Raw genomic sequence first — 26,456 nt, 5'->3', positions numbered from 1 at the left:
TTCCCCCGGATCGGAAACGCGGCTCGCGCGTTTTTAGGCGAGGTCAATGGGAGGAAGCGCCATGAACGTCGCCAACCTGCAACTCGAGGGCCTGTTGATGGCCGTCGCGGCAATCAACCACACGCTGGTGCGTAAGGGTGTGCTGACGGTCGAGGAGATCGACATCGCGCTGCGCAAGGCCGAGGCCGTCGAGACCGGCGAGGACCGGTCCGAGGGCATGTCGGCGTCGAGCCGCGACGCCGTCAACTTCCCGATCCGCCTGCTCGAGCTCGCCAATCAATGCCAGCCAGAGGCGGACATGCCGTCCTTCTCCAAGCTGGCGCGCATGGTCGGCCAGATGAAGGAGCCGTATAACGACCAGATGTGAGGTCGGCGGGGAACGATTTCGAGGCAAGGTCGGCGCTGCCCCTCATCCGCCCTTCGGGCACCTTCTCCCCGTGAACGGGGAGAAGGAGAGGCTTACGCCCTGCCCGGCCAGCCTTGCCGGACGGCAAGCACGCTGCCCGGTCCATGGACGGCCGCGAAGAGCAGGCCGGCGGCGAACGGGAAATGCGACATGAAGGCGCCGAACTCGGCCTGGTCCGTGGCCCAGTGCGACGGGCCGTGGAAGGCAAAGGCGAGGAAGATGACATAGACCGCGCCGATCAGGGCGGCCGGGGTCAGGAAGGCGCCGGTCAGGAAGGCGATGACCAGCAGCGTTTCGAGGATCGCGGCGCACCAGGCCAAAAACAGCGGGAACGGGAAGCCGGCGGCGGCGATGTAGCCGGCGGTGGCCCCCATATCCATGAACTTGAACGCCACCGCCATTGCGAACATGGCGGCGAAGATCAGGCGAGCGATGAGAATGGCGGCGGTCTGCCAGGCCGATTGCGGTTCCACGATGTTCCCTCCGAGTTGAAGCGGTTGATGTGCTCCAAGGACGGATGGAGGACGATGGTTCCGACAGGGGTGGGAAAAATTGTTTGGAGCGCCTGTTCCTCGCCCCCGCCGCAGGCGGGGGAGAGGTGGCCGCGCAGCGGCCGAAGAGGGGGACAGCGCCGACGATGGCAGGACGAAGCGCCAGACGGCGAGCCCCACTGCCAAGCTCGGCGTTTTACCAAGGCCCCCTCTCCGTCGCGGCTTCGCCGCTACCTCTCCCCCCGCTTCGCGCGGGGCGAGGAACCAGGCGTCAGCCCACCTTCGCCTCCGGCGGATGCCTTATCGAATCGCGCACGGTGCCGTAGGCTGCGCCCCAGCGGTCGGTCATGTCGCAGCGTATGTCCCAGAGCTCCGGGAAGAAGCGGTGGCGGGCGCCGCCTTCCAGGATTTCCACCGGCCGGCCTTTCAGCGACTTGGCGCCAAGCCCGATCGAGCGGTGGATGAGATAAAGGTGGTTGGCGCGGAATTTCTGGAACAGCTCGTCGAACTCGATCAGCGCCTCTGCCACCATGTAGGCGTCGCCATGGTCGTAATGGGTGTCATAGATGTCCTCGACGGTGAGCCCGCGGCTATCGAGATAGGCGTGCTTGAAGGCCCGCCAGAGGTCCGGCGGCAGGCGCAGGATGAGCTTGAAGCCCGGCGATTCCTGGCCGCTGCCATTGCCGAGCTCGAGGCGAATCTGCTGGTACTCCTTCGGCGACATGGTCTCCAGCAAATCGAGCTGTGCCGTCATCATGCGCACCAGCCGGTGCACGCGGCCCATCAGCGTAATGATGCGGTGCGTGTCCTGCCTCTCCAGATAGTCGAGGACGTCGACCAGCGTGTAGGCGATGAGCTTCATCCACAGCTCCTCGACCTGATGCACGATCTGGAACTGCAGCTCGTCGGCATTGACCATCTCGGCGAGCGGCTTCTGGCATTGAAGAAGTTTATCGCACTGGAGATAGACGCCATAGTCGCGCATCTCGGGCGCCTCGATGCGGGCGTGATAATCCGATTTGTCCATGGCTCATCCTCCTCGCGCGGGCATGGTTCGGCCGATAGCCAAGGATAGCGCTTTCGGCTTGAACATTGTTCCTTTCTGTTATCCAAATGACGGAAAGTGGAGGACGATCATCTTCCATTTCCGCAATTTTGGAGAACGGCTAATGCTGGACGCCCTCGACTGCAAGATCGTTGCCGCATTGGAACGCGATGCGCGCCTCTCCTTCGGCGAACTCGCCGAGGCGGTTGGGCTGAGCAAAACGCCGTGCTGGAAACGGGTGAAGGCGCTGGAGGATGCCGGCGTCATCCGCGGCTATTCCACCCGCATCGATCCTGCGGTGATCGGCTTCGGCATCGAGGCCTTTATCCAGGTGTCGATCGACTTCGAGGTCTCGGACGCCTTCGAGGCGGCGGTGAAGAAGCACCCGCTGATCCGCCGCTGCTACGCCACGACCGGCGAGGCCGACTATCTCTTGCAGATCGTCACCGTCGATATGCGGGCGCTTGATCGGATGCTGCGCGAGGAGCTCAGCCGGTTGCCCGGCGTGCGCCGCACCGTCACCTCGATGGCGATGCGCGAGATCAAGGGCGACATCTCGTTTGCCGAAGCGGCGGGACATGCGCTGCGTGGGTAGCTGTGCACGCCAAGCGATTTGAGCCGTGGACGCCGACCGCGCAGGCGCGGCGTCGAGCCCAGACTTTTTCTGGTAAGGTCGAAGAACCCGCGTTGAAGCGGTCTATAGTCGGGAAGCGTCGATCACGCCGAGCCCGATCGCACTGAACATGGTCCAGGAGCGCAGCAATGCCGTTCGCACCCCGAAGACCTGCTCTGCGACCGGACCGGCGATCATGAACGCGGCGATCGCCATGAATGCGAAAAACCGTAAACGTCCCGCCGACACCCGCCCGGCAGGCTTCGCACTCACTCTGATCGAGACGACGTCCGCCACCCGCGCACCCCCGTCCCGACTATAGACCGGTTCGACTGCCGTTCTTCGATCGTCCCAGAAAAAGACAGAGCGCGACGTGACCTCGATGGCGATGCGCGAGATCACTAGGATATCTCATTCGCGGATGCGGCTGGGCATGCGCTGAGGGGCGCGCGCGAAGGAACGCTACGGCAGGGTTTCGGATGTCACGTCAATCGGAGCCGCGCCTTCGCGGCCCCGCGCCGCCGTTTCCTTCTCGGCATCGGCCTTGCGCTTCGGGCACGCCTCGAAATCATGGTCGCGGCCGCCGCAATAGGAGCAGCATTTGGCGGGGGTGTCGGGGTGGAGCATCGAGGCCATTCCCAAGAATGCACGAAAAGATTCCCGGTTGCAGCAGTTGCGTGAAGTCGCAACCGCCGCTTAGCCCCATGCCCCGATCTGTTTCTCACGCAATTCCGGGCGGAAACCCGCCTTTCCTGGAATTGCTTTTAAAGGAGCTCGCCGCTCGCGCGGCGGGCTCCCGCTCAATCATCGCTCACGCGTGGGCGTGGGGATGACGGACGTCCCAGACGGCCCAGGCCGATGCCGCGACCACGAGCACGCCGAGGACGACATGCGTGATCATTACATTCCTGTCGGCAGCGAAGCCCAGGAACCAGGGCGAGACGATCAGCCAGAGCCCGAGGACGAGGTTTACCCATTCTTCCCACTCTGCGAACACCGAAAGCGTTGCCAGGGCAAGCGCACCGAGCAGGACGCCGACAATCCAGGCGTTCCACGCGGGCATCATTACCGCGGTGAATCCGATGACCCAGGGTGAGACGAACAGGCAGATCGCGAGGACCAGGGTAACCCAGTCCTTGCTCTTCCGTTCTTCCAACAGTTTGCTTGCCATGACAACCTCCATCGATGAAGCTTGACCAAAGCAACTGCATTTAGCGTGCGACGCGCACGCTCTATTAAATGATGTAATACACTTTTACGGACCTGCAAGGGAGGGGGCCTGCGGCAGCCTAGGTCCGGAACCGCCCGTCAACCGTTGAAATCGCTTCCGTTCTCGGCGCCCAACTGCGGCACGACGATGGCCTCGATCGGCGCCGTCAACGACCATTTCATCTGGCCGGGCGAACGTTCGAGGCTGGAGGAGCCGCCGAGCGCTTGCGGCGCCACGCGCTGCAACACCACCGTGCCGAAGCCCTTGCGCGCCGCCTCATTCGGCTCGCCGTTGCCGGCATCGGTATTCGACGTCTCCTGCCAGACAAGGTGAAACCGGCGCTGCGCCTCCGGACCGGTCTCGACCGTCCAGGTGATCTCGACATGACCGCGCTCACCCGCCAGCGCGCCATATTTCGACGAGTTGGTGCCGAGCTCGTGGAAGGCCATGCCGAGATTCTGCACGGCGTTCGACTGCAGCGTCAGCAAGGGACCGGAGAGCGAGATACGCTCCTCATGGCCGAACGGCTTCAGATGCTCCTGGATCAGGTCGAACAGGCTCGCTCCCGCCCATTCCGAAGTGACCAGGAGGTCGTGCGAGCGCGACAGTGCCATGATGCGCGCGCGGATCATCTCCTCGAACTCGCCGGGGCTGGCCGAGTGCTTGTTGGTTTCCCTCACCATCGACAGGATCACCGCGAACTGGTTCTTCACGCGATGGTTGACCTCGCGCATCAAGAGCCGGATGCGGCGCTCGCTTTCCTTGGCCGCGGTGATGTCGCGAGCGATCGTGGACGCGCCGACAATATTGCCGGAAGGGTCCCTGATCGGCGAGACCGTGACTGAAACAGCGATCGGCGAGCCGTCCTTCCGCTTTCGCATCGTGTCAAAGCTCGCCACGCCCTCGCCTCCGCGGATGCGGCCGATGATGTCGGCCTCTTCGTCATGCAGGTGCTCGGGGATGAGGAGCAGCATCGATTGGCCGATGGCTTCCTCCTGGCTGTAGCCGAACATGCGCTCGGCCGCGCGGTTCCAGTCGGTGATGACGCTGTTCAGGTCCTTGCCGATAATGGCGTCGAACGAGGAATCGACGATGGCAGCTAGCCGCGCATTGGCGCCCGCATTCTGTCGAAATCTGCCCCCGCTAATCGTCATTGGCACTAGTTAGAGCGCGCTTAAATCCAGGCAATGGCCCAAGCCTTGGAATGACAAGTACTTCCTTCGGCCTTGTCTGTCGACGGCACGCCGAAATTCCAGCTTCGAGAATGTCGCTCGGCGGGACATGGAGAGCCTGGCCCTGCAAGAGGCCGGCTCGCCGGCCATCGATTTCGAGGGGGAGCGCCTGCGACACTCGCCTGCCCTAGCTGCGGGCGAGCTCGTCAAGCAAACGCAGCCCGATCTCATATTTCACCGGCGAAACGCCGGCCTGGTGAGCCTGCCAGAGATTGTCCCTGAGGTCCGCCGCCTTGACCGGCAGCGCGAGCTCGTTGGACGCCGCGCGGTAGATGAAGCCCTGCTCGCTTTCGTCCATTCTTCTCGTCAGAGCGTCGACGGCCGCGACGACCGGAAAGCCGAAGCCCGCCGCATCGAGCCGATCGAGCGTCCACCCTTCGCCTTTCTCGACCACGTCGTGCAGGTAAGCGACGGTTTTCTCGTCCAGCGTTTCGACCGCGTCGGCGACGCGTCGCAGATGTTCGATATAGGGGCGGCCGGTCTTGTCCTTCTGGCCGCGATGGGCCTCCTCGGCGATCTTCGCCGCCTGGTAAAGCATGATCTCTCTCTCAATGTGGAAGCCCGCCCCGGCGGGGACATCCGAGGCGGGCTGGATCGGGCTCTGGATACCCAGTCCATAGGCGCGCTCTTCGCAGGGGGATGATGCTGCGCGCCGTGAAGAAGAACATCAGCGGCGTCTAAATGTTCCCTCGCAATGTCGCGATTTCAGCGTCCGGCCGAAACAGGAACCTCCGGGCAGTGCCGCCGTTAGTCATTCGTGCAAACGAAGGAGGTCACACCATGGATTGGAACCGCGTCGAAGGGAACTGGAAGCAGGTGAAGGGCAAGGTGAAAGAACAGTGGGGCAAGCTCACCGACGATGACCTCGACCGCATCGCGGGAAAACGCGACCAGCTCGAAGGCAAGATCCAGGAACGGTACGGCATCGAGAAGGATCGCGTCCGCCGTGACATAGACGACTGGGCGAGGCGCCAGGGCTGGTAGGCTTGACGGCTGTGTCGCACAGCACAGCCCTCTTTCAACCTCGAACGTCGCGCCACATTTAGCGCGCAAAGCCCGAAATTTGGATTTGCAAACAACAATTCTATATTAGCTGACTAAATGATTCATGGCACGGTGAACCGATGGCCAAGAAGAAATCGAGATCGGCCTTGTCCGCCATAGCGACAGCCTCCCGCTCGGAGGCTACCGAGGCCGTCTATTTTGCCCGTAAGTGCGGCCTTACCCCCGAAGAAGCGCTGCGGATGATGCGCGAGGCGCATGAGGCATCGGGTTACAAGGTTCTGGACAGAGGAAAGCGGAAGCGCTAGCCCTCGCCGGGCACTTGGATAAAGCGGCATCGCTCCCGACAGACCAGGTTCATCTGCGCGCTTGGGCCCTCGGCCACCATTACCCGCGCGCCGGCCGCGATTGCGGTCTGCTGTCGCTCGGTCCGCCTCTCAATCGGATGCGAACAGGAAGGCCCGAGTTTCGACCTATGGCACGGCGATACAATAAGTGACTCGTGACCCCGGTTCGCCTGCAACTCCGCGACACAAGCCGGCGTTTAAGGAAGCAGACCGCGCTTTCGCCTGTGAAAGGGAGGGAGAGCAATGGTTTTATCGAACATCCTCGACTCGGAGGACTTGGCAATCGTCGTAGCCGTCCTCGACGACTACTGCCGTAAATTTCATATTCGAGCGGAAAGCGATGAGCGGCTTGAGGCCGCAAGGTGCGCGCTAATTTTGTTTGAGAACGGCTGTCGCGATCCGGCGATATTAAGTGAGAGGCTCGCCGCCAGGGTCAGTCAGTCGCCAGAGCCCGCCGGTACCTGCTTGGCAGGCTCTGATGACTAACAGCGATGACTAACGTCGCTGCCCTGGCAGGGCCTATCTGCCGAGGGGCGGCTATCTTGGAGGGAACCCCGCGGAGATGGAACTTCGGTCGCGGCTGATTGTTCCACTTCGGGAGGCGGGCATGGCATGATTAGATCGTCGCTCCATCTGCTCAAGGGCATGGGCTATTCGATCTCCACGGTAAGCGTGATGCTGCTGGCGATCGTCAGTTGGGGGAGCGCTTCGAAAAGTCCGCTGCTGGTTGCCTGCCTGCTCGGCGGCGCCGCGACATCGATCGTCGGCATGTTTTGCCGCTGGCTTTCCTACGAAGTCGAAAAGCGTCAGGAGGAGCGACAGGCCGGAGAAAGGCCAAGCCCCGGATCGCCACGCAGCAGCGTCAACCCTGCCTCCCCCGCCAAAACTCCGAGACCAGCGCCGTGATCAGGCTGCTGATGACGATCCATATGGCGACCTCGCTATCCGACACGCCCGGGTTCCGGGACCTGCCCGGCCTTCCCGTTTCACTGCCGGCCGCCACCACTGGCGCGAGATCCTGCCGGCGGCCGCGCCGCACCGAATAGGCGCGGGTGATCTCGGCGCCGAAGAGGAAGATCTGGGCCGAATAGTAGACCCATAGCAGCACGACCATCAGCGCGCCGGCGGCGCCATAGGAGGTGGCGATGGCGCTTGTGCCGATGTACCAGCCGATCAGCGACTTGCCGATGGTGAACAGCAGCGCCGTGACGATGGAACCGACGGCGACGTCGCGCCATTTGAGCCTGCGGTCCGGCAGGACCTTGTAGATCGCGGCGAAGAGCAGTGCGATCAGCACGAAAGAGACGACGGTGTTGATCGAGCTCACGATCAGCTCGCCGAACGGCAGCTGTTGGTTGATGATCTCGCTCAGCGCCGAGATCGCCGTGCTTGCGGCGAGCGACACCAGAAGCATGAAACCAAGAGCTGCCACCAGGCCGAGGCTTGCCGCCCTCGCCCGCACCAGGCGCGAGAGCGAAACGCCATTGGGCTCGACCTTCCATATCCGGTTCAGCGATTGCTGCATCTCGCCGAAGACGCCGGAGGCGGTGACGAGGAGCGCCATCAGCCCGATGAGGGTAGCCAGCGTGCCGGACCCGCGATGCGAGGCGGTCTCGATCGTTGCCTTGAGGAGGTCGGCGCTCTGCGGGCCCATCACGCCCGCGAACTCGGCCGAAAGCGCAAGCTGCGCGGCGTCGTTGCCGATGACGATACCCGCGATCGCCACGATAATCAGAAGGATCGGCGCCAGCGAGGTCGCGGCATAGAAGGCCATCGCCGCGCCATGGCTCAACGCATTGTCGTTGAGATAGCCGGTGACGCTCTCTCTCAGCAGAACCCAGGCTTCCTGGAACCAGCGCTGCATGTTCTCACCGTCTATCTCGAACGGGAGACGCAGGTTCGGATACGGGACGTTTTGCCATGTGCCCACGCCCGAATTAGGCGGGCCGGGTGGGACAAGAGCTCGACTGCCTTTTCGTTGGCCAGGGTGTGAAGCCGGAGAAACCAAACCCTGTTCTCTTTACCACCAGGTCCGGCTGACGCGGCCCGCTGAGCCACAACCCGATGCGGGCGGGATGGTTCCGGGTTTCAGATCGCGGATATCGAGCAATGGGCCTGTACCCGCGCAGCAAAAAAACGCCCCGGATGGGAGAGACCGGGGCGTTAATTGTGGGAAGTAGTTCGGGTGTCCGGGACTACCAGATGGTAACCCGCCTGACCCTGAAAAGTTTCAAGCCAGGGCTGGCCTGGCATACTATTTTGACGTCTGCGGCGGGACTTCGCCCGGCTTGATCACCGGCATCTGGCTGGTGTTGGACGGCGGAACGGTGGCGTTCTTGTCGCCAGTGGGCGGAGGCTTCAGCACACCGCCGCAAGGCGCCAGGCTGGCGGTAAGGTTGTTGGACAGATCATCGGCCTGGGCTTTCGGCTGCTCGCCGTTCTGCTTCGGCGTCGCGTTGTCGTCCGGCTTGACCTGGCAGTCCTCGATCTGCGGATTTTCCGGCTGGGTCTGGGCCGCGGCGGTCATTCCCAACATTGGGCCTGACATCAGGACAATGGTGAAGCCAAGAAGTCTTTTCTTCATTGGATCCTCCTCATGGGTTCAGTAACCCCCGATGATCGGCAGGATCTCGCCGGTGATGTAGCTCGAGCACTGCGGCGAGGCTAAAAACACATAGGCCGGCGCGATCTCCTCCGGCTGGGCGGGTCGCTTCATCGGCGTCTTGGCGCCGAACCGTGCGACGCCCTCGGCCTCCTTCTCCGACGGGTTGAGCGGCGTCCATACCGGGCCCGGCGCCACCGCGTTGACGCGGATACCCCTGCCGATGAGGCTGCCGGAGAGCGCCCGTGTGAAGGCGTGTATGCCGCCCTTGGTCATCGAATAATCGACCAGTTCCTTCGAGCCTTCGATACCGGTGACGGAGCCGGTGTTGACGATCGCCGAGCCCGGCTTCATGTGCGGAACCGCTTCCTGCGCCATGTGGAAATAGCCGTAGAGATTGGTCTTCAGCGTCGTGTCGAAATGCTCCTCGGTGAGGTCGGCGAAGTCCGCCGAGTGCGCCTGGAAGGCGGCGTTGTTGACGAGCACGTCGAGCCCGCCGAGCTTCTTCACCGTTTCTTCGACGGCCTTACGGCAGAAGGCACGCCTGGCGACATCGCCGCGCAGCGTGATGCAGCGCCTGCCCTCTGCCTCGACCGCCGCTTTCGTCGCCTTGGCGTCGCGGTCCTCGCTCAGATAAGCGATGGCGATATCGGCGCCTTCGCGCGCGAAGAGCACGGCGACGGCGCGGCCGATGCCGGAATCGCCGCCGGTGATCAGCGCCACCTTGCCGGCCAGCTTGCCCGAGCCCTGCCAGAACGGCGCGTCATAGAGCGGCGCCGGCTCGATCGCCCATTCCTCGCCAGGTTTGAAATGGTGCTGCTTCGGAAAGGGCGGCACCGGATATTGCCTGGCGCCGGCCTGCATGGCGCCTTGCGATCCGGATTTACCGTTCGACCTGGCGCGATCGGTGGCGTCGACCTTGCGCTGCACGCTCCGCTGCCGGCTCACAGCCTTCGAGCTATCGCTTTTCGATCGGGTGCTGGTCGGCATTCGTCATCTCCTTCCGATAGACAACGCACGCCGGTGGAAAAGGTTGGCTTTCGTTCGGGCCGCCGCCGCGTGGCCATGGCGCGTATATCAAAGTTAAATGCGCGCGGGTGGCTATAGCTGCTAGTCGATCGCTGTTTGGGGGGACTTTCCAGAAGGAGAGTTCCATGGATGTCCGAAATTTTGATCGGCAAGCTATCGACGGCATTTCTGCGCCAGCGTGCTGCCGTGCCGACCAATCCAGCAAGGCCTGTCCAGGCCTCGCTTGCCAATGGCCGCTAAGGCCGTGCCCGTGCGCGCCCTACCGTCCGGCGCACCCTCTGCGGCCAGCGAGCAATATGTAGCTCGTCCATGCAGTCAGTCCCGGCCGAGCGGATGCAACCGGCCGGCGGCAACTTCGTTTATGGCGATCCAAATCTTTGAGGTGGCAACATGAAATCCATTCGCACGAACAGTCCCCTTTTCATTCTAGCGGCGGCGGCGCTCACCGCGGTGCCTTTCGTTGGCCTCGCCTGGCGCGCGCATGAATGTTTCGGATGGTGACGGCCAATGAGCCGGTTCCTGCCGCTCACCATCCGCTTCGCCACCGGCGGCTCGATGGTGGTTTCCTCGATCGCCGACGCGAAGAAGGCGCTGGACGGGGCATGGAAAGACAAAGACGCGCCCGACTACCTCGCGGCGGCGCGGCTGGTGGACGATGCCATTGCGGGTATCTGTCGACCGGCAGTCGCTTTCGCCGCTTTCAAAAAGGCCGCCGCGCAACAGGGTCTGTTGAAACCGGCCGATCCCAGCGCCGCGCTCAACATGCTCGACCAGCTTTGGTCGCGCGACCGCAAGAAGCCGCCACCCTGAAGCGGGCCGTCATCTCGGCTCATTTCTCATGCTGAGATAGGTCGGGTCGAATTCGGCGATTCCGACGAGCCGTTCCCAGTCGAGGATCGTGATCATGTGGTTCACCCAGTTGATCACGTTCATGCGCCGCAGCGTGCCGATGACCCTGTTCATGTGGACGACAGAGAGGCCGAGCACATCGGCGAGTTGAGCTTGCGACAGCGGCAGATGGAAGCTCATGTCGCGCGATTTGTTCACGACCTGGAGCCTGACGAACAGCTCGCAGATCAAATGCGCCAGATGCGCGGTCTTGGAGCGGCGACCCATAGCCACGATCCATTCACGGTGGATGGCGCCGTCGACAAGCGTGTCTAGCCACAAGAGCCTGGTCAGATGCGGCGCCTGCTCGGTTATCGCGCGCAGCCTGCTGTGCTCGGCCGCCACCACATGGCATGGCGAGAGCGCGACAATGCCATGATCCATGGTCTTCAGCAGAAATGCATGGAGGTCGACAAAGTCGCCGGCGACCTGCAGCGAGGTGAACTGGCGTCCGCCATCCTCAAGCACCTTATAGCGCGCGGCCAGACCATCGACGATCAGCGTGCTGTAGACGGGCCTCGATCCCTCCGGAACGATATCCTCGCCGGCGAGGAAATATTTCTCGGTCGACATGGCCCCGGTCAGCAATTCCTTCTCTTCATTCGAGACGGCATCGTGCTGGCCAAGGTTGAGAAACAGGGATTCCAGCATTCGGATTTTCCGTGCTGCATTCGTAAAAGCTAACGTTGAAGGACCGGGCCGGTTGCAGACGATAGGTCGCGATAGTGGCCGCAACAGACGGCCGCTAGCGGATTTCCTCTAAGGATCAGTCGCTTGGAACCATGATCGCGGCGATTAATTAAACGTCAGAACTGTCCGGGATCGTGGTATCGATGGAACGCTTCTACTTCGACTTGTACAACACCGAGCAGACCCAGTTGGACGCCGAAGGACAACTTCTTTCCAACCCTGAGCGGGCTGGCATGGAAGCGCTGCGGATCTTGCACGATGTCGCATGGGACGAGATGCAGGGCGGAGAGTGTCTGACGACAACCGTCAAAGTGCGCAACGAGAAAAGCGAACAGGTTTTCGAGGCATCGCTCACCCTGAATGCGGTCTGGGCTGAAGATCGGAAGCGCCAGCCGAGAGAACTTTCCAGTGGGCTGCAGCAACGATCGCTGACCTCAGCCGTTCCGATGCCGGAAGGCAAAACATGTTCGAAGGGTTTGAAAGCGCCGAGGTCGACACGCACGGGGCACGGATATTCATCCGGACGGCCGGCAGCGGCCCGGGGCTGCTCCTGCTGCATGGCTTCCCCGAAACGCATCTGATGTGGCGCGACGTGGCGCCGAAGCTCGCAGACCGGTTCAGCGTCGTCTGCGCCGACCTGCGCGGCTACGGGAAAAGCTCCTGCCCGCCATCCGATCCGCATCATGCGCCCTACGCCAAGCGCGCCATGGCCGCCGACCTCGCGGCGCTGATGACGAAGCTCGGCTTTGCCCGCTTCATGGTTGCCGGCCACGATCGCGGCGGGCGCGCGGCTTATCGCCTGGCGCTGGACCGCCCCGACCGCATCGAGAAGCTTGCCGTGCTCGACATCATACCCACCGCCGATGCCTGGGACCGGGCCGACGCCCGGCTGGCGCTCAGCTATTGGCCCTGGTCGCTGCTGGCGCAACCGGAGCCGCTGCCGGAGACGATCATGGCGGCGGCCGCGGATGCGATCGTCGATAATGCGCTGGCTGGCTGGGGCTCCTCGCCTTCCGCCTTTCCCGCCGAGGTCCGGCACGCTTATGCCGAGGCCTTGCGCGATCCGGTCCATGCGCACGCCATTTGCGAGGAATACCGTGCGGCGGCGACACTCGACCGCGAGCACGACCATGCGGACCGGGCAGCCGGCCGGCGCATCGGTTGCCCGGTGCTGGCGCTATGGAGCGAACATGGCGCGCTCGCCGAATGGTATGCGGCCGAAGGCGGGCCGCTGGCCCTATGGCGGGAGTGGGCTGACGACGTGAGCGGCGGGCCGATGCCCGGCGGGCATTTCTTTCCAGAAGAGGCATCGGCTGAGACAGCCGCCAGGCTCAGCGATTTTCTGCTGCCGGCTAGATCAGGATGACGTTTCGTTGAATCGCCATCCTGATCTAACTCTTTGTTGGAGCATGATCTTCTTCCGAAAACCGGTTCCCACTTTTCGGGATCATGCCCTAAAGCGCGTAGGCCAGGGTGAGATAGATCGCCGGCGCTACGATCAGGCAGAGCGCCATTACGATCACCACGGCATTGCCCAGGCGTTCGGCGCGCCTGGCGATGTCGGCGACGTCGTCATCGTCATCGATGAATTCGAGGATCGAGATGTCGGCGAGAGCGGAGAGATGGTTGTCGTTCGCAGGGTGGCTTTCAGCGTTTCGCAGCTTGGGCTTGGCAGAAATAAAGGTCAAAACGTCGTCTCGCTTTCGAAACCGGCAATGCGGCTTCCTTGTTCCGATGGTTTGGCTTCTGGGTTCCGACGGTCCTGGGTGCCCGCCGTTGCGCGGACTGGCGGACACCCAAAATGCCGCCGACGGAGGGGGGTCCATCGACGACCGCTCACTAACTCGAAGCTTCCGCCTTGGTTGCCGCTGCGGGCCCAATGCGCGGGGCACTCGGACTTCAGTCGCAGGAACGGTTCGGACCGTTGCCCCTCATGAAGCGCTGGATGGCGCGATCGGGTCGCGGACGCGGTCTTCGGGCTACGGCGCTCTCTGTGATTGGAACTTCTTCCCCTCCCCCCGGTTCCTCAGAAACGCGCAGCGGCTCGCCGCCGTCCAGGCGGACGTTTCAACGGAGGAATCAATGTCCGTGCACACACTTCACCCTGATCGCGTCGACGAGGCACGCATGCATGCCTATTCGACCTTTGCTCCGCTGTTGATCCATTCGCTGACCCAGAAGCTGGCGCGCAGCCAGGGCATGAAGGAGTTGGACAAGATCGAGACGTCGCTCGTGCGCCTTATCGAGGAAACCGTCGTCGCCGCGCCGGATGGCGAGGCGATGAAGGAGTTCGCGGTCGAGCTCGTGGTGTCGACGCTGCGCAACGTGCGTGAGCATCCCGACGCCAAGCACGACCTGGAAGAGATCGAGGAGCGCCGCGCGGCAGGTCGCTCCGAGAACCCGGAGACGCTGGAAGAGCAGTTGCAATCCGGTCTGGAGGACAGCTTTCCGGCGAGCGACCCGCCGGCGGTCGTTTCGACCGCCATCACCGGTGGCTCGAAAGAGATCGTTGGAACCGACGAGGTGCTGCGCCGCAAGAAGGAGGCGCGCCGCAGGCCGGAGAAGGCCGGCTAGCGCGGCGACAACAAAGGAGGCCTGCGATGAACCAGGCAAACGACAATATCCCGAACCGACCGGGCGCCGGTCATTCGCCATCGTCCAGCCGGTTGCCGACCAAGGGCGGCGAGGATCCGGATGTGCGGTTCCTGGCGGAAAACAGCGATCTCTCGCCGAAGCAAGCGCGCGAGTTGATCCGCGAGCACGGGAATGATCGCGACAAGCTCCTGAGGATCGCACGAACCATGAAGGCGGAGGGCTGATGCCCCCCGTAGGCGAGTAAAAAATGAGCAGCTCACCGAAGAAGGGGCCCCCGGGAACTTCCGATCAGTGGCCTCGCTGGGAAGGTCCGGAAGAGAGCCGCCCACCCGGCTACCTGCCGGCCAAGGACGATCCAGACGAAGATCGTGACGCCGCCGGCGAGAACAACAAGGATCCGGAACGGTCCGACCTAGGCGACGTCGCCAAGAAGAAACGCTCCTAAGACCGACCCCTGGTCTTCACAGCTTGAACTTCACTCAGCGCAACAGGAGAAGAAAAATGCCACGCGGAGACAAATCGAAATACACCGACAAGCAGGAACGCAAGGCCGACCACATCGCCGAGGGCTATGAGAAGCGCGGCGTGTCCGAGAAGGAAGCCGAGCGGCGCGCCTGGGCGACCGTCAACAAGGACGATGCCGGTGGCAAGAAGGCAGGCGGCTCGGGCCGCGCCAAGCACACCGGCAATCCCGCCGCGCACAAGGGCGGCAGGATGGGCGGCAAGGCTTCCGGCGAGCGTCCGGCGGCCGAGCGCTCGGCCTCGGCCAGGAAGGCGGCGGCCACGCGCAAGCGCAATGAGAGCCACGCGCATCATTGATGCGACAATCTCCGCTTAAGCAGGGAGATCAGCCTCAGCCGCCGTAGAGCCCGATTTCGTTCGGCTGGACCGAAGCGGCCTCATCCCCGGCGATCTCGCCCAGGTGCTTTTCCAGCGCGGCGTCCAGCCGGTCGCCGTCGCTGCCTTGCGGGTCGATGATGGCAGCGACCAGCGTATCGAGCGAAACGCCAAGCTGGTCCAGGCCGAGCTGCCTTTCGATCTCGGCAATCGCCGAGGGCGATTGCCGTTTCAACGCCTCGACCGCGTTCTTGACGGCCGAACCGTAGGAAAAGACCGACTCGTAGTCGGCCTGGTCGATGCCGAGCTCCTTGCCTGCGCGCTCCATCAGCCGGACTTTCGTTGCCGTGACGTTGAGGCTGTCCACGCTGAACATGGATTCGGTGATCCTGGCCTGCGCCAGCGTCAGCGGCGAACCCGCGCCGGGACTGGCGGAGGCGCTATTGATGCTCGCGACGAGACCATCTCCTGCCGACGTCTCCGTCGACGTCAGGCGCTGCGGCTGGAGGATCAGGAAGGCGCCGCTGTTCAGCGCTGACAATGGAGACATTGCTGGCCTCAACGGCCCCGTCCACCATTGGACGAGCACCGGATGGTCGAGCCAAGACATCATGTCTCGAGTAGAACAAATCGGTTGGGCAAAGTAATAGCCGAGTATATCTTAAGAATTTCCTAGAGCGGCGGCGCGGCTATGCGCTCGGCTGCCCGGCGGGCCGCGCCCTTCTCAACCCGCCGGAGGGAGACCGCAGTACAAGCGCCGCCGATCAGTCGTCGCCGCCACCCCCGCTGTCTCCACCATCGTGACCGCCGCCGTCGCCACCGTCGTGGCCGCCGCTGTCCCCGCCGTCGTGATCGTCGCCCTCGTGATCGCCGTCCTCGTCGTCACCCTGGTCGCCTTCATGCGAGCCCGACTCGACGCCGTCGGTCTCATGGTCGGCCTCGTCACTCTCGGCGACGGCGTGATCGCCGTCATCGCCGGCCGTGGCGCCCTGGTCGTCGTCATCCTCGGTCACGGTCGCAGTCACCTGGCCACCATTGTCCGAGCCCGCGAAGGATGGCTGCGTTGCAAAGATGCCGAGCAGGCCAATTGCGGTTGCCGCTAGCAAGGGAAGATTCTTCATTCTCGTCGCTCCGATCTGGCCCAAGGCCGCCAATTGCTGGTGCGGATCATTGCCCCGCCGGATTACGGTGCGCTTAAATGAGTGATATAAAGTTTAGCGATTGCTTATTTAATTCCACTCACCCGGTACTGCGGCGCCGGCTGCGCAACCGCTCTCGCCACGATCGCCTCCAACGGCTCCGGCCGGTGCAGGAAATAGCCCTGGCCATAGGCGACGCCCATGCCCATGAGGATCTCCAGGGCGTTTCTTTCCTCGACCTTCTCGGCCACGACGGCGCAGCCCATCGAGCGGGCGATGCCGGTGATCGCCGAGACGATCTCGCGGTCGAAGCGGCTGTCGGCGATGTGCTCGACGAAGGAGCCGTCGATCTTGATGGCGTCGATGGGAAAGCGCCTGAGATATTCGAACGAGCTCATGCCGGCGCCGAAATCGTCGAGACTGACGCGGCAATGGCGCAGCCTGGCCTTGCGCACGAATTCTTCCGCCGCGGCGAAATTGGTGACGGCGGCGGTCTCGGTGATCTCGAAGCCGATGGCCGAGGGTGGAGCGCCGCTCTCAGCGATCGCCGCGTCGACGAAATCCCAGAGTTGCGGATCGGAAAGCGTCTGCGCCGACAGGTTGAAGCCGAGCGAGATGGCGCCGGAGAGCATCGCCTTGCCATGGCGCGACAGCGCCGTGCGAATGATCCAGCGGTCGAGCCGGGCGGCAAGGCCGAAGCGTTCGGCCACCGGAATGAACTCGCCAGGCGGGATAAGCCTGCCGTTGCGGCCTTCGAGCCTCGCCAGCACCTCGACATGGCAGTTCTCTCGCCAGGGTCTGCCCAGGCGATGGATCTCCTGGCCGAAGAGCTTCAGCCGGCCGTCCTCCATCGCATCGACCAGCTTGGCGGCGAGCCGCGCGGCGTTGAGGCCGCCAGAGCCGGACGCCCTCTCGGTCGCAAACACGGCGAAGCGGTCGCGCCCGCCGGCCTTGGCCGCGTAACAAGCATCGTCGGCGCAGGCTAGCGCATCCGCCACCGTCATCTTGGGATCGTGCACGAAGGCGATGCCGATGCTGGCCGCCAGCCTGCGGGAGGTCACGGCGGAACCAAGGTCTGCGTCGCGCACGGCGGCGAGCACGGCACGCGCGAGCCGTTCGGCGCAGGCGTCATTGCAGTTCGGCACCAGCAGTGCGAACTCGTCACCGCCAAGGCGCGCGGCATGCGCCGAGGGTGGCAGGCTGGCGCGAATACCGGCGGCGACGCTCTTCAGCGCGATATCGCCCGCGGCGTGACCGGCATAGTCGTTGAGCGCCTTGAAGTAGTCGAGATCGACATAGAACACAGCGAGCGGCAGCCGGTCCGCGGCGCCGATGTTTTCGGCCAGCAGCCGGTCGAAGGCCGAGCGGTTCCACAGCCCGGTCAACGCATCGTGGTGGGCGGCGTAGGCGAGCTCCTCGGCGCGCTTCTTCTCGTCGGTAATGTCGCGCACGGTGCCGAGGATCTGGCCGGCCGCGCCGACGCCGTCGATGAAGCGCACCAGCGACTCGACATGACGGATCTCGCCGTCACGCCGGATGATGCGATATTGCGTGGCCCGAACGCTTTGCGAGCCCGGCGGCGGCAGGTGCGCGCGTTCGGTGGCCTCCTTGTCGTCCGGGTGGAGATAGGTGTGCCAAAGGTCGGCCGTCACCTCGTCGGTGTCGCTGACCAGGCCGAAGATCTCGCGGGTGCGGACGTCCCAATAGCTCTTGTTGGTGCCAACGTCATAGTGCCAGATGCCGGTGCCGCTGGCGGCGAGCGCGAGGCGGAAGCGGACATTGACCTGCTCGAGGGCGGTCTCTGCTTCTTTCTGCCTGGTGATGTCGGTCTGCACGCCCATCAGGCGCAGCGGCTTCCCCTCGGCATCGCGCTCGACGATGCCGCCGCGGTCGAGGACCCAGATCCAGTGGCCGTCCTTGTGCTTCAGGCGCAGCTCCGTCTCGATGGAGCCGACGAGGCCCGCAATGTGGCGCTCGCCGCTCGCCAGCGCCCGCTCGCGATCGTCGGGATGGGTGAGCTTCAGCCACAGATCGGAGGTGTTGGCGAGCTCGCCCTCGGCATAGCCCAGCATCCTCGACCAGGTCGGCGAATAGTAGCAGTCGCCGGTCGCGAGGTTCCAGTCCCAAAGGCCGAGTTGGGCGCGATCGAGCGCCAGCGCCCAGAATTCGCCCTTGCGTTTGTTGTGGTCCGCCATGCCCTGGTTTTCTTCCGTCCCCGTCGGACCATTGTGCATGAAACCAGAGAAAAAAGGGTTACCGGAGGTGGAGCCGACGGATGGCGCCGCCGCCTATCGGCTTCGTCATCCTAGGGCGAAGCAAGGAGCGAAGCGACGCGCGCAGACCCTAGGATCCATGCCGTGACGTTGGCCATAGAATGCAACTGTGCAGAATGGTCGCTTGCAACAGGGCCAGCTAACATCGATGACCGGCTACGTTTACATGACCGCAAGCCAGAAAGGTGGCACGATCTACATCGGCGTCACCAACGATCTTGGTCGTCGCATGCCAGAGCACAAATCGGGCCAGGGCTCGCGCTTCACCAGTCGCTACGGCGTTCAGCGACTGGTCTGGTATGAGGAACACTTCGACATCGCCGACGCCATACAGCGCGAGAAGTCGCTGAAGCGCTGGCCACGCCAATGGAAGATCGACTTGATCGAGAAGACCAACCCGAATTGGTCCGAACTCTTTCGCGGAACCGGCTGGTGAGCGTTCTGTACCGTTGCGGCGCTCGCAGGTCACGGCATGGATCCTAGGGTCTGCGCGCGTCGCTTCGCTCCTTGCTCCGCCCTAGGATGACGACCCGTTTGTCCGCGTCATGCCCTCAACCCACCGCCAGCCGTCTCCTCACCACCGCGGCGTGGAAGCGCGCGCCGTGGAGCAGGCCTTCGTCATTGAAATCATAAGCCGGATTGTGCAGCGGCGCGGAATTGCCGTTGCCGAGGAAGACGAAGCAGCCGGGCACTTCGGTGAGGAAGCGGGCGAAATCCTCCGAGGCCGTCATCGGCTCCGCCGCTATGCCGACGGCATCGTCGGCGAGGATCTGCCGTGCGGCGGCGAAAGCCTCATCGACCAGGGCCGCGTCGTTGATCAAAGGCACGAACTCCCGCGTGTAAGTGACTTCAACCGCGACGTTATAGGCCTGCCCTGTGCCTTCGGCGATGCGGCGCATTTCCTGCTCGATCGCCGCGCTCACTTCGGGACGGAAACTGCGGCAATCGCCGAGGATGCGGGCGAGCCCGGGCAGCGCGTTGCGCGTGCCGTCGGTGATGAGCTCGGTGACCGAGACGACGCCGATGTCGGCGGGGCTCAATCGTCGCGAGACGATGGTCTGCAGGTTGACGACCAGCGCGCAGGCGGCGACCAGCGTCTCCGGCCCCGCATGCGGCCGCGCCGCATGGCCGCCAACGCCCTTGAGCACGATCTCGAAATTGTCCTCGGCCGACATGACCGGGCCGCTCCGGGTCTCGACATGGCCGATCGGCAGGCCCGGCATGTTGTGCAGCCCAAAAATCTCCTCGAAGGGGAAGCGCTCGAGCAGGCCGTCCTCCAACATGGCGAGCGCGCCCCTGCCCCATTCCTCGGCCGGCTGGAAGATGAAGCGCACCGTGCCGTCGAAGTCGCCTTCGCCGGCAAGCAGTTTGGCTGCGCCAAGCAGCATCGCAGTGTGGCCGTCATGGCCGCAGGCATGCATGGTGCCGGGCGTCTGCGAGCGGTAGGGCTGCGTTCCCTGCTCGGCGATGCGCAGCGCATCCATGTCGGCGCGCAGCGCGATCGCCCGGTTGCCGCTGCCCCTGGTCAGCGTGCCGACGACGCCGGTGCCGCCAATTCCCTCCGCGACCTCCAGCCCGAACGCGCGCAGCTTCTCCGCGACGAAGGCGGCGGTGCGCTTTTCCTCGAAGCCGAATTCAGGATGGGCGTGGAGGTCGCGCCGCCATGCCGTCATCTCGCGATGCAGTGCGTCGAGGTCGGTCATACCTGGCTCCGCTTTTTTCAGGCAGTCTGCAGCAGCAGGTCTTCCGGCGCCATGCCCACCAGTTCGGCATAACGGCCGGGGTCGGTCGCGCCTTCCGAGTTGATGACGAGCACGCGCGAGTTGCCATCGAGGCCGAGTGCCGCCCGCATATGCTTGTCCCCAGCAGCGCGGATCAGGCCGGCAAGCCCTGCCCCGCCGCTCTCGCCGGAGACGATCGCCGGATCGTTGCCGGCGGGCCGCGCCAGCCGGTTCATCACCGCGACCGCATCCTCCTCGTCCACCGTCATGAAGGCGTCGCCGACGCGCGCCAGCACCCGCCAGGCGACCAGGGACGGCTCGGCGCATTCGAGCATCGTCATGACGGTCGGCTGCTGATGCACGATCGTTACGGGACGTCCGGCCTCGGCCGAAGCGTAGACGCAAGCCGAGCGCCTCGGCTCGACCACCACGGCCTTCGGCCGCCGCTCACCGAGCAGAATTGCCATATGGCCGGCAATCGCTGCCGCGAAGCCGCCGACGCCGGCCTGCAGGAAGACATGCGTGGGCGGTTCGGCCAGATGCCGCAGCGCCTCGCGCACGATCACGGTATAGCCCTGCATGACCAGGCCAGGCACGCGCTCGTAGCCCAGCCAGGACGTGTTGGAGACGATCTTCCAGCCGCGCTCGGCGCCGACGCGGGCGACTTCGCGCACCGCATGATCATAGCCGCCCTCGACCTGCACGATCTCGGCGCCGAAGCGAGCGATGGCCGCGACACGCTCGCGGCTTACGCCGGCGTGGACGAAGACGACCGAACGCGCGCCGACGAGGCCGGCGCCCTGCGCCACCGAGCGGCCATGGTTGCCGTCGGTAGCGCAGACGAAGATCATGCTCGACGCGATCTGGCGCACTTTAGCGTCGTTTATCTCGCTAACGTCGACATCGCGTCCGAGCCACTTGCCGGCCTCTTCCAGCACCAGCCGGATGACGGCATAGGCGCCGCCCAGCGCCTTGAAGGAGCCGAGCCCAAGCCGCTGGCCCTCATCCTTGACATGAAGCGCCGCGATGCCGAGCTCGTCGGCCAGTGCTGGCAAGGCGTGCAGCGGTGTTTCCGCATGATTGTCGCGCGCCTTGAGGTAATGCTCTGCCCGCGCGCCGCCGGCCATGCCGAGGGACTCTGCATCGGCGGCAACCAACGGCTGGTTGTGTTCGGGACGTTGGTTGAGCAGCAGCATGCTAGTTCTTCCTGCAAGGCACTGAACTCTGTCGGCGGACGCGATTCCGGCGCTTTAATTGGCTAAGTGATTGATTTTTGTTTCGACCAGATGTCGCCGAATGTTCGCCTCGGAAGTACTCGACGTATCCAACATACTATTTTTGGTGGTAATTGGTCTGATTGCACGGTGTCGTCGACGCCGTACGCGTTTCGCCCCCCGATCAGTCGGCCGCCAGCCGGGCGGCAACGCCAAGCAGGATATTGGCACCGGCAACCAGCTCGTCGGCGGCGGTGAACTCGGCCGGGTTATGGCTGATGCCGCCACGGCTCGGCACGAAGATCATCGCGGCCGGCGCGATGCGTGCAATCATCTGCGCGTCGTGCCCGGCGCCCGACGTCATGCGCCGGCAGGAAAGGCCGCCGGCTCTGGCGCCATCCTCGATCAGCGAAACGATACGGGCGTCGAATGTCACCGGCTCGAAACGCGCGAGGCTTTCGGCATGGATGGTGACGCCAGCGCTTGCGGCAAGTTTGTCGAGGTAGGCGGCGAGTGCTGCTTCTTCCTCGCGAAGGTGCGTTTCATCGGGGTCGCGCAGGTCGACGGTGAAGGTCGCCCGCGACGGGATGACGTTGATGGCGTTGGGCTCGAAGGCGATGGTGCCGACGGTGGCGACCGTCGGCGTCGACGAGGCACTGGCCCGGTCGGCGAGGAAGCTGATCACCCGCGCGGCGGCGACGCCGGCATCCCGGCGCATCGACATCGGCGTCGTGCCGGCATGGTTGGCCTCGCCGTCGATCGTGATGCGCTGCCAGGAAATGCCCTGGAGGGTTTCGACCGCGCCGATGGCGATGCCTTCGCGCTCGAGCACCGGCCCCTGTTCGACATGCAGCTCGACATAGGCATGCGGCTTGAGGAATCCGGGCTCGTGCTTGCCGGCATAGCCGATACGTTCCAGTTCCTTGCCCAGCACCGAACCGTCGGTGCCTACCGAGGCGAGCGCTTCCCCAAGGTCCCTGCCACCGGCAAAGACCAGCGAGCCCATCATGTCGGGCGAATAGCGCACGCCCTCCTCATTAGTGAAGGCGGCGACGACAAGCGGGCGCACCGGCGCGAAGCCCGCCTCTTTCAGGCTCTCGATCGCTTCGAGGCCGGCGAGCACCCCGTAACAGCCATCGTAGATGCCGGCGTCGATCACCGTGTCGATGTGCGAGCCGAGCATGACCGGCGCCTGGCCGGTATTGGCCTCGTCCTGCCAGATGCCGAAGATATTGCCGATGCGGTCGACAGCGACGTCGAGCCCTGCCTCCTGCAGCCAGCGGACAAGGTGGTCGCGTCCGAGCTTGTCCATATCGGAGGCAGCGACGCGGACCAGCCGGCCTTGCTGATCGCGGCCGATTCTGCCGAGCTCCTCGATACGGCGGAGAAGACGTTCGGCGTTGATCGTCAGATTGCTCATGCCGGCTGCCTCGCCAGTGCAACCTCATGCGGCGCCATCCCGACCAGCTCGGCATAGCGGCCGGGGTCGGTCGCGCCTTCGGAATTGACGATGAGCACACGCGAATGGGTATCGAGGTGAAGCGCCGCCCGCATCTTCTTGTCACCGGCAGCGCGGATCAGCCCGGCGAGCCCTGCCCCGCCGCTCTCGCCGGAGACGATCGCCGGATCGTCGCCTGATGGCCGCGCCAGGCGGTTCATCACCGACACCGCGTCTTCCTCGTCCACGGTCATGAAAGCATCGCCGAGCCGCGACAGCACGCGCCAGGCGACGAGCGACGGCTCATAGCATTCGAGCATCGCCATCACCGTTGGCTTGCTGTGCGCAATCGCGATTGGATGCCCGGCCTTTGCGGTTTCATAGATGCAGGCCGCGCGGGCCGGTTCGACCACAATTGCCCTCGGCCGATCCTCGCCAAGCACGATGGCGAGGTGGCCGGCAATCGCCGCGGCGAAGCCGCCGACGCCGGCCTGCAGGAAGACATGGGTGGGCGGCAGGGCCAAGCGCTTCAACGCCTCGCGCACGATCACCGTGTAGCCCTGCATCACCAGTCCCGGGATGCGCTCATAGCCCGGCCAGGACGTGTCGGAGACAACGGTCCAGCCGCGCTCGGCGGCGACGCGGGCCGCTTCCCTGACCGACTGGTCATAGTCGCCCGCAACACGAACGATCTCGGCGCCGAAGCGGGCGATTGCCGCCACGCGTTCGTTGCTTACGCCCGAATGGACGAAGATGACGGAGCGCGCGCCGACCAGGCCGGCGCCCTGCGCCACCGAGCGTCCGTGATTGCCGTCAGTCGCGCAGGCGAAAGTCATGTCGGCGGCAATCGCCGCCACATCGGGCCCATGCAGTTCCGCGACATCGACAGCGCGGCCAAGCCGCCTCCCGGCCTCCTCCAGCAAGAGCTGCATCACTGCATAGGCGCCGCCCAGCGCCTTGAAGCTGCCGAGGCCAAGGCGCTGGCCTTCGTCCTTGACGTGCAGCGCGGCGATGCCGAGCTCGCCGGCCAGCGCCGGCAAGGCGTGCAGCGGCGTCTCGGCATGATTGTCGCGCGCGGCAAGGAAGCGCTCCGCCCCGGCGGCGCCGGCGAGCCCTAGCGTCGCGGCATCCTGCGGGGTCAATGGCTGGCGATGGTCGGGGTGGCGGTTGAGCAGGAACATGGCTCGCTTTTCTCCTTCGGTGTCTGAAACTTATTGCAAGATGGTCGATAAAAGCGCTCTGTTTTGCCGGTCTGGATGCAAGTTTGTTTCGTCAGGACCACCGCCATGCCTGTTTTGCCCGACCTCGACGCCTTCGACCGTGCGATCCTCACTATCCTGCAGACGGACAACACCACGCCGCAGCGTGCGATCGGCGAGGCAGTGAACCTCTCGGCGCCGGCCGTGCAGCGGCGCATCAAGCGCATGGAGGAGACGGGCGTCATCCGCGCCAATGTCGCACTGGTCGATCCGGCGAAGGTCGGCCACCCGATCACGATCTTCGTCGAGGTCGAGGTCGAGAGCGAGCGCGCCGAGCTGATCGACGCCGCCAAGTGCGGCTTTGCCGCAGTGCCGGAGGTGCAGCAATGCTACTACGTCACCGGCGAGGCCGACTTCATCCTCGTCGTCACCGTGGCGACCATGGCCGATTACGAGGCGCTGACCAGGCGGCTGTTCTTCGAGAACAACAACGTCAAGCGGTTTCGGACGTTTGTGGCGATGGACCGGGTGAAGGTGGGGCTTGAGGTGCCGGTGGGGGAACGAGCTGGAGGGTGACGGCGGAGACCGAAGGGAGCCGACCTCCCATTTCAGGGAGATCGGCAGCCACCCGCACCGCTTACTGAGTCGGCGCCGTAGCGTGCTCGCAAGACACTTTCGGGCTCATGTCGGCGAACGTGCCCGTAGGATTGACTTTCCAGGCCCAGACATGCAGCTCGTAGAACGGGCCGAGGCCGTAGCGATTAGGCGCGCTGTTGAAGTTGAACAGCTGGCCGTCTAGCGACGCAGGGCCCTTGGAGGCGATGTATTCGACCGCCACCAGCTTCAGCGTGCCGTCGGCCATCGGCTCGTACATGACCGCTTCGGGACGGGCGATGTCGATCTTGTCGTCCTTCAGATAGTCGCCGTTGACGTAGTGAATGCCCATTGCGCCACCGGTTATGCCGCTGGCACAGGGAATCGGCGCATAGCCTTCGGCCATGGCGGCCTTGACGTCGAGAAACCGGCTGTTGGCCGCCCGCACCTTGTCGGCCAGCGGACTGGCGCCGGGCATAGAGGGAGCCGCCTCCTGATGCGCCTGCGCGAGAGTTGTGCAGACCGACAGCACGGCCGCGGCCATGAGAAGCCTGTTCCAAAAGTTTGGTGTCATGTTCATTCCGTTCTTCCTGAAAAAGCCCGGCTGGCCGGCCGCCGACAATACGGCGGCGCGACAGGCAAGCGCCGTGGCTGTTGCTTGATGATCCCGGATTCGATGCGGCGACTGTCGATCATCCCTTCGGCAGATACGAAATCGTTCCGGCCAGATCGGTGTTGTCGATCAGCTGGAAACGGCTGTCGCTGCCGGCCTGGCGGGCCGACACGAAGGGCGCGTAGACCGGATCATTGGTGAAGGCGCGGGCTGCCGCCTCCGAAGGGAAGGCCATCAGCGCGATCAATGTCGTGTCGAGCGGCTTGCCCTCGAGCGTCTTCACATTGCCGCTGCGTGCCAGATATTTACCGCCATGCTTGTGGACGAGCTCGTGCACCGAAGCGGCGTAGGCCGGTATCCATTTCGGGTCTTTCACCTTGATGTCTGCGATAAGGTAAGCGGTCATGGTTAGTCTCCTGATTGTGGCGCACAGAGGTAGCCCGTGCGTCGGCAAAGGGCTCGCATGCCGGGGCCCGCGCCAACCAGTCCGCGATCTGTACCAGGCCGGTACAGTTTCTGTACTCGCGGCTTCATTCATGAAGGGCTAATGTTCGCTCTACTTCGAAGGAGGGACACCGATCATGGCCCAGCACGGATACAAGCAATTCTGCCCGTTATCGATGGCCGCCGAGGTGCTGTGCACCCGCTGGACGATGGTGCTGATGCGCGAGCTGGTCGCAGGCTCGACCCGCTTCAACGACCTGCGCCGCGGCGTGCCGAAGATGTCGCCGACCCTTCTGTCGCAACGGCTGAAGGAGCTCGAGCTGGCAGGGATCGTGGAGCGCAAGGAGGTTCCCGGAGAGAAGGGCATCTTCGACTATCATCTGACCGAGGCGGGTCGCGATTTGCGCCCAGTCGTTGAGGCGATGGGATTCTGGGGGCAGAAATGGGTTGAGTCCCGGCTGTCGCTGAAGAACCTCGATCCGTCACTTCTGATGTGGGACATGCGGCGCAACCTGAACCCGTCGCCGCTTCCAGAAGGCCGAACCGTGATACAATTTCTGTATCAGGACCTCCCCGCGTCGAAACGCTCGTGGTGGCTGATCGTCGAGAAGCATGGCGAGGTCGATCTGTGCTGGTACGACCCGGGCTTCGATGTCGATCTCTACGTCTCGACCGACCTGCACACAATGACGGCGATCTGGATGGGGCTGATCACCGTCGAGAAGGCCGGCGCGAAGGTAGCCCTGACCGGCGATCACGCCATCGGCAAGAAGATGCAGACCTGGCTCGGCCTTAGCCCCTTCGCTGTCGAGCCGAAGCGCGCGGCCTAGAGCA

36 protein-coding genes are annotated in these 26,456 nt (G+C 64.1%); 15 read left to right on the top strand and 21 right to left on the bottom strand.

Translation table 11 applies throughout. The features are described from left to right. The first annotated feature begins 61 nt into the window (after positions 1–61). On the top strand, positions 62–367 hold the full coding sequence (locus tag RFN30_RS21820) for a hypothetical protein (RefSeq protein WP_126084587.1): 306 nt from the start codon (positions 62–64) through the stop codon (positions 365–367). 92 nt (positions 368–459) lie between these two features. Here RFN30_RS21820 and RFN30_RS21815 read toward each other — a convergent pair whose 3' ends face one another. Beyond that, on the bottom strand, positions 460–882 hold the full coding sequence (locus tag RFN30_RS21815; RefSeq protein WP_320264245.1) for a DoxX family protein: 423 nt from the start codon (positions 880–882) through the stop codon (positions 460–462). 286 nt (positions 883–1,168) lie between these two features. Beyond that, positions 1,169–1,924, bottom strand: a complete 756-nt coding sequence (locus RFN30_RS21810; protein ID WP_320264152.1) for a tryptophan 2,3-dioxygenase family protein — start codon at positions 1,922–1,924, stop codon at positions 1,169–1,171. 142 nt (positions 1,925–2,066) lie between these two features. On the opposite strand from RFN30_RS21810, the gene RFN30_RS21805 reads away from it, so the two are divergent. Next, positions 2,067–2,537, top strand: a complete 471-nt coding sequence (locus RFN30_RS21805; protein ID WP_320264151.1) for an Lrp/AsnC family transcriptional regulator — start codon at positions 2,067–2,069, stop codon at positions 2,535–2,537. Between the two features lie 102 nt (positions 2,538–2,639). On the opposite strand, the gene RFN30_RS21800 is transcribed toward RFN30_RS21805, so the two are convergent. The 5 genes from RFN30_RS21800 to RFN30_RS21780 form a co-directional block, all read right to left on the bottom strand. Next, positions 2,640–2,957, bottom strand: a complete 318-nt coding sequence (locus tag RFN30_RS21800; protein ID WP_320264150.1) for a hypothetical protein — start codon at positions 2,955–2,957, stop codon at positions 2,640–2,642. Positions 2,958–3,017: 60 nt separating this feature from the next. Continuing rightward, positions 3,018–3,182: a hypothetical protein gene (locus RFN30_RS21795; RefSeq protein ID WP_320264149.1), complete on the bottom strand. Its 165-nt coding sequence runs from the start codon at positions 3,180–3,182 to the stop codon at positions 3,018–3,020. A gap of 184 nt (positions 3,183–3,366) precedes the next feature. After that, positions 3,367–3,726 (bottom strand): SPW repeat protein, encoded by a 360-nt coding sequence (locus tag RFN30_RS21790; protein WP_320264148.1) that lies wholly within the window; start codon positions 3,724–3,726, stop codon positions 3,367–3,369. A gap of 137 nt (positions 3,727–3,863) precedes the next feature. Further along, positions 3,864–4,919, bottom strand: a complete 1,056-nt coding sequence (locus RFN30_RS21785; RefSeq protein WP_320264147.1) for a sensor histidine kinase — start codon at positions 4,917–4,919, stop codon at positions 3,864–3,866. Positions 4,920–5,124: 205 nt separating this feature from the next. After that, the gene (locus RFN30_RS21780; protein ID WP_320264146.1) at positions 5,125–5,535 is read right to left on the bottom strand and encodes an HD domain-containing protein; all 411 of its coding nucleotides are present in this window, start codon (positions 5,533–5,535) and stop codon (positions 5,125–5,127) included. 242 nt (positions 5,536–5,777) lie between these two features. Here RFN30_RS21780 and RFN30_RS21775 point away from each other — a divergent pair, with 242 nt between their 5' ends. The 3 genes from RFN30_RS21775 (at position 5,778) to RFN30_RS21765 (ending at position 7,252) form a co-directional block, all read left to right on the top strand. Beyond that, positions 5,778–5,981, top strand: coding sequence for a CsbD family protein (locus tag RFN30_RS21775; RefSeq protein ID WP_126084600.1), 204 nt, complete (start codon positions 5,778–5,780; stop codon positions 5,979–5,981). A gap of 140 nt (positions 5,982–6,121) precedes the next feature. Next, a complete protein-coding gene (locus tag RFN30_RS21770) occupies positions 6,122–6,307 on the top strand; it encodes a hypothetical protein (RefSeq protein ID WP_320264145.1) in 186 nt (61 codons plus the stop codon). A gap of 651 nt (positions 6,308–6,958) precedes the next feature. Next, on the top strand, positions 6,959–7,252 hold the full coding sequence (locus RFN30_RS21765) for a hypothetical protein (RefSeq protein ID WP_320264144.1): 294 nt from the start codon (positions 6,959–6,961) through the stop codon (positions 7,250–7,252). Here the strand turns inward: RFN30_RS21765 and RFN30_RS21760 are convergent. From RFN30_RS21760 to RFN30_RS21750, 3 genes are all read right to left on the bottom strand, one after another. Further along, the gene (locus RFN30_RS21760; protein ID WP_320264143.1) at positions 7,209–8,210 is read right to left on the bottom strand and encodes a YihY/virulence factor BrkB family protein; all 1,002 of its coding nucleotides are present in this window, start codon (positions 8,208–8,210) and stop codon (positions 7,209–7,211) included. The two genes, RFN30_RS21765 and RFN30_RS21760, sit on opposite strands and share 44 nt — an antisense overlap. A 390-nt stretch (positions 8,211–8,600) precedes the next feature. Then, positions 8,601–8,930, bottom strand: coding sequence for a hypothetical protein (locus RFN30_RS21755; protein ID WP_320264142.1), 330 nt, complete (start codon positions 8,928–8,930; stop codon positions 8,601–8,603). An 18-nt stretch (positions 8,931–8,948) separates the two neighbouring features. Next, positions 8,949–9,938 (bottom strand): SDR family oxidoreductase, encoded by a 990-nt coding sequence (locus RFN30_RS21750; protein ID WP_320264141.1) that lies wholly within the window; start codon positions 9,936–9,938, stop codon positions 8,949–8,951. A gap of 546 nt (positions 9,939–10,484) precedes the next feature. Here RFN30_RS21750 and RFN30_RS21745 point away from each other — a divergent pair. Beyond that, a complete protein-coding gene (locus RFN30_RS21745) occupies positions 10,485–10,787 on the top strand; it encodes a DUF982 domain-containing protein (protein WP_320264140.1) in 303 nt (100 codons plus the stop codon). Positions 10,788–10,796: 9 nt separating this feature from the next. On the opposite strand, the gene RFN30_RS21740 is transcribed toward RFN30_RS21745, so the two are convergent. Continuing rightward, positions 10,797–11,516, bottom strand: a complete 720-nt coding sequence (locus RFN30_RS21740) for a Crp/Fnr family transcriptional regulator (RefSeq protein ID WP_320264139.1) — start codon at positions 11,514–11,516, stop codon at positions 10,797–10,799. Between the two features lie 182 nt (positions 11,517–11,698). Here RFN30_RS21740 and RFN30_RS21735 point away from each other — a divergent pair, with 182 nt between their 5' ends. Both RFN30_RS21735 and RFN30_RS21730 read left to right on the top strand, forming a co-directional pair. Next, positions 11,699–12,136, top strand: coding sequence for a DUF6894 family protein (locus tag RFN30_RS21735; protein WP_320264138.1), 438 nt, complete (start codon positions 11,699–11,701; stop codon positions 12,134–12,136). Further along, positions 12,019–12,921, top strand: coding sequence for an alpha/beta fold hydrolase (locus tag RFN30_RS21730; RefSeq protein WP_320264137.1), 903 nt, complete (start codon positions 12,019–12,021; stop codon positions 12,919–12,921). Before RFN30_RS21735 ends, RFN30_RS21730 begins: the two co-directional genes overlap by 118 nt. 88 nt (positions 12,922–13,009) lie before the next feature. Here RFN30_RS21730 and RFN30_RS21725 read toward each other — a convergent pair whose 3' ends face one another. After that, on the bottom strand, positions 13,010–13,243 hold the full coding sequence (locus tag RFN30_RS21725; RefSeq protein WP_320264136.1) for a hypothetical protein: 234 nt from the start codon (positions 13,241–13,243) through the stop codon (positions 13,010–13,012). A gap of 394 nt (positions 13,244–13,637) precedes the next feature. On the opposite strand from RFN30_RS21725, the gene RFN30_RS21720 reads away from it, so the two are divergent. From RFN30_RS21720 to RFN30_RS21705, 4 genes are read left to right on the top strand one after another with little or no spacing between them, the layout of a single operon-like run. Continuing rightward, on the top strand, positions 13,638–14,129 hold the full coding sequence (locus tag RFN30_RS21720) for a hypothetical protein (protein ID WP_320264135.1): 492 nt from the start codon (positions 13,638–13,640) through the stop codon (positions 14,127–14,129). Between the two features lie 26 nt (positions 14,130–14,155). After that, entirely contained in the window at positions 14,156–14,374 is a 219-nt protein-coding gene (locus RFN30_RS21715) for a hypothetical protein (protein ID WP_320264134.1), read from the top strand. 23 nt (positions 14,375–14,397) lie between these two features. Next, on the top strand, positions 14,398–14,595 hold the full coding sequence (locus tag RFN30_RS21710) for a hypothetical protein (protein ID WP_320264133.1): 198 nt from the start codon (positions 14,398–14,400) through the stop codon (positions 14,593–14,595). A 56-nt stretch (positions 14,596–14,651) separates the two neighbouring features. Continuing rightward, complete coding sequence (locus RFN30_RS21705; RefSeq protein WP_320264132.1) at positions 14,652–14,969, top strand: plasmid stabilization protein; 318 nt, start codon at positions 14,652–14,654, stop codon at positions 14,967–14,969. Between the two features lie 34 nt (positions 14,970–15,003). On the opposite strand, the gene RFN30_RS21700 is transcribed toward RFN30_RS21705, so the two are convergent. The 3 genes from RFN30_RS21700 to RFN30_RS21690 all read right to left on the bottom strand — a co-directional run bounded on the left by RFN30_RS21700 (position 15,004) and on the right by RFN30_RS21690 (position 18,321). Further along, entirely contained in the window at positions 15,004–15,537 is a 534-nt protein-coding gene (locus RFN30_RS21700; RefSeq protein ID WP_320264131.1) for a hypothetical protein, read from the bottom strand. A gap of 214 nt (positions 15,538–15,751) precedes the next feature. Next, complete coding sequence (locus tag RFN30_RS21695; protein WP_320264130.1) at positions 15,752–16,108, bottom strand: hypothetical protein; 357 nt, start codon at positions 16,106–16,108, stop codon at positions 15,752–15,754. 104 nt (positions 16,109–16,212) lie between these two features. Continuing rightward, positions 16,213–18,321 carry an EAL domain-containing protein gene (locus tag RFN30_RS21690; protein WP_320264129.1) on the bottom strand — a complete coding sequence of 703 codons (2,109 nt, stop codon included), beginning with the start codon at positions 18,319–18,321 and terminating at the stop codon, positions 16,213–16,215. A gap of 226 nt (positions 18,322–18,547) precedes the next feature. On the opposite strand from RFN30_RS21690, the gene RFN30_RS21685 reads away from it, so the two are divergent. Next, positions 18,548–18,835 (top strand): GIY-YIG nuclease family protein, encoded by a 288-nt coding sequence (locus tag RFN30_RS21685; RefSeq protein ID WP_320264128.1) that lies wholly within the window; start codon positions 18,548–18,550, stop codon positions 18,833–18,835. A 115-nt stretch (positions 18,836–18,950) separates the two neighbouring features. Here RFN30_RS21685 and RFN30_RS21680 read toward each other — a convergent pair whose 3' ends face one another. The 4 genes from RFN30_RS21680 to RFN30_RS21665 all read right to left on the bottom strand — a co-directional run bounded on the left by RFN30_RS21680 (position 18,951) and on the right by RFN30_RS21665 (position 23,953). Next, a complete protein-coding gene (locus RFN30_RS21680) occupies positions 18,951–20,102 on the bottom strand; it encodes a M20 aminoacylase family protein (protein WP_320264127.1) in 1,152 nt (383 codons plus the stop codon). Between the two features lie 17 nt (positions 20,103–20,119). Continuing rightward, on the bottom strand, positions 20,120–21,316 hold the full coding sequence (locus tag RFN30_RS21675; protein ID WP_320264126.1) for a diaminopropionate ammonia-lyase: 1,197 nt from the start codon (positions 21,314–21,316) through the stop codon (positions 20,120–20,122). A gap of 202 nt (positions 21,317–21,518) precedes the next feature. Continuing rightward, on the bottom strand, positions 21,519–22,754 hold the full coding sequence (locus RFN30_RS21670) for a Zn-dependent hydrolase (RefSeq protein ID WP_320264125.1): 1,236 nt from the start codon (positions 22,752–22,754) through the stop codon (positions 21,519–21,521). Beyond that, the gene (locus RFN30_RS21665) at positions 22,751–23,953 is read right to left on the bottom strand and encodes a diaminopropionate ammonia-lyase (RefSeq protein ID WP_320264124.1); all 1,203 of its coding nucleotides are present in this window, start codon (positions 23,951–23,953) and stop codon (positions 22,751–22,753) included. The genes RFN30_RS21670 and RFN30_RS21665 overlap by 4 nt, the downstream gene beginning before the upstream one ends. A 105-nt stretch (positions 23,954–24,058) precedes the next feature. Between RFN30_RS21665 and RFN30_RS21660 the strand changes: the two genes are divergently transcribed. Further along, a complete protein-coding gene (locus tag RFN30_RS21660) occupies positions 24,059–24,547 on the top strand; it encodes an Lrp/AsnC family transcriptional regulator (protein WP_320264123.1) in 489 nt (162 codons plus the stop codon). Positions 24,548–24,608: 61 nt separating this feature from the next. On the opposite strand, the gene RFN30_RS21655 is transcribed toward RFN30_RS21660, so the two are convergent. Together RFN30_RS21655 and RFN30_RS21650 are read right to left on the bottom strand one after the other, a co-directional pair. Next, entirely contained in the window at positions 24,609–25,109 is a 501-nt protein-coding gene (locus RFN30_RS21655; protein ID WP_320264122.1) for a hypothetical protein, read from the bottom strand. Between the two features lie 148 nt (positions 25,110–25,257). Continuing rightward, complete coding sequence (locus RFN30_RS21650) at positions 25,258–25,584, bottom strand: DUF1330 domain-containing protein (protein WP_320264121.1); 327 nt, start codon at positions 25,582–25,584, stop codon at positions 25,258–25,260. Positions 25,585–25,759: 175 nt separating this feature from the next. On the opposite strand from RFN30_RS21650, the gene RFN30_RS21645 reads away from it, so the two are divergent. Further along, positions 25,760–26,452 carry a winged helix-turn-helix transcriptional regulator gene (locus tag RFN30_RS21645; protein ID WP_320264120.1) on the top strand — a complete coding sequence of 231 codons (693 nt, stop codon included), beginning with the start codon at positions 25,760–25,762 and terminating at the stop codon, positions 26,450–26,452. The last annotated feature ends 4 nt before the right edge of the window (positions 26,453–26,456 follow it).

This window comes from Mesorhizobium dulcispinae (assembly GCF_033977345.1).
Taxonomy (GTDB): Bacteria; Pseudomonadota; Alphaproteobacteria; order Rhizobiales; family Rhizobiaceae; genus Mesorhizobium; species Mesorhizobium dulcispinae.
The sequence above is the reverse complement of the archived record's forward strand: the minus strand, read 5'-3'. Positions and strand labels throughout refer to the sequence as shown.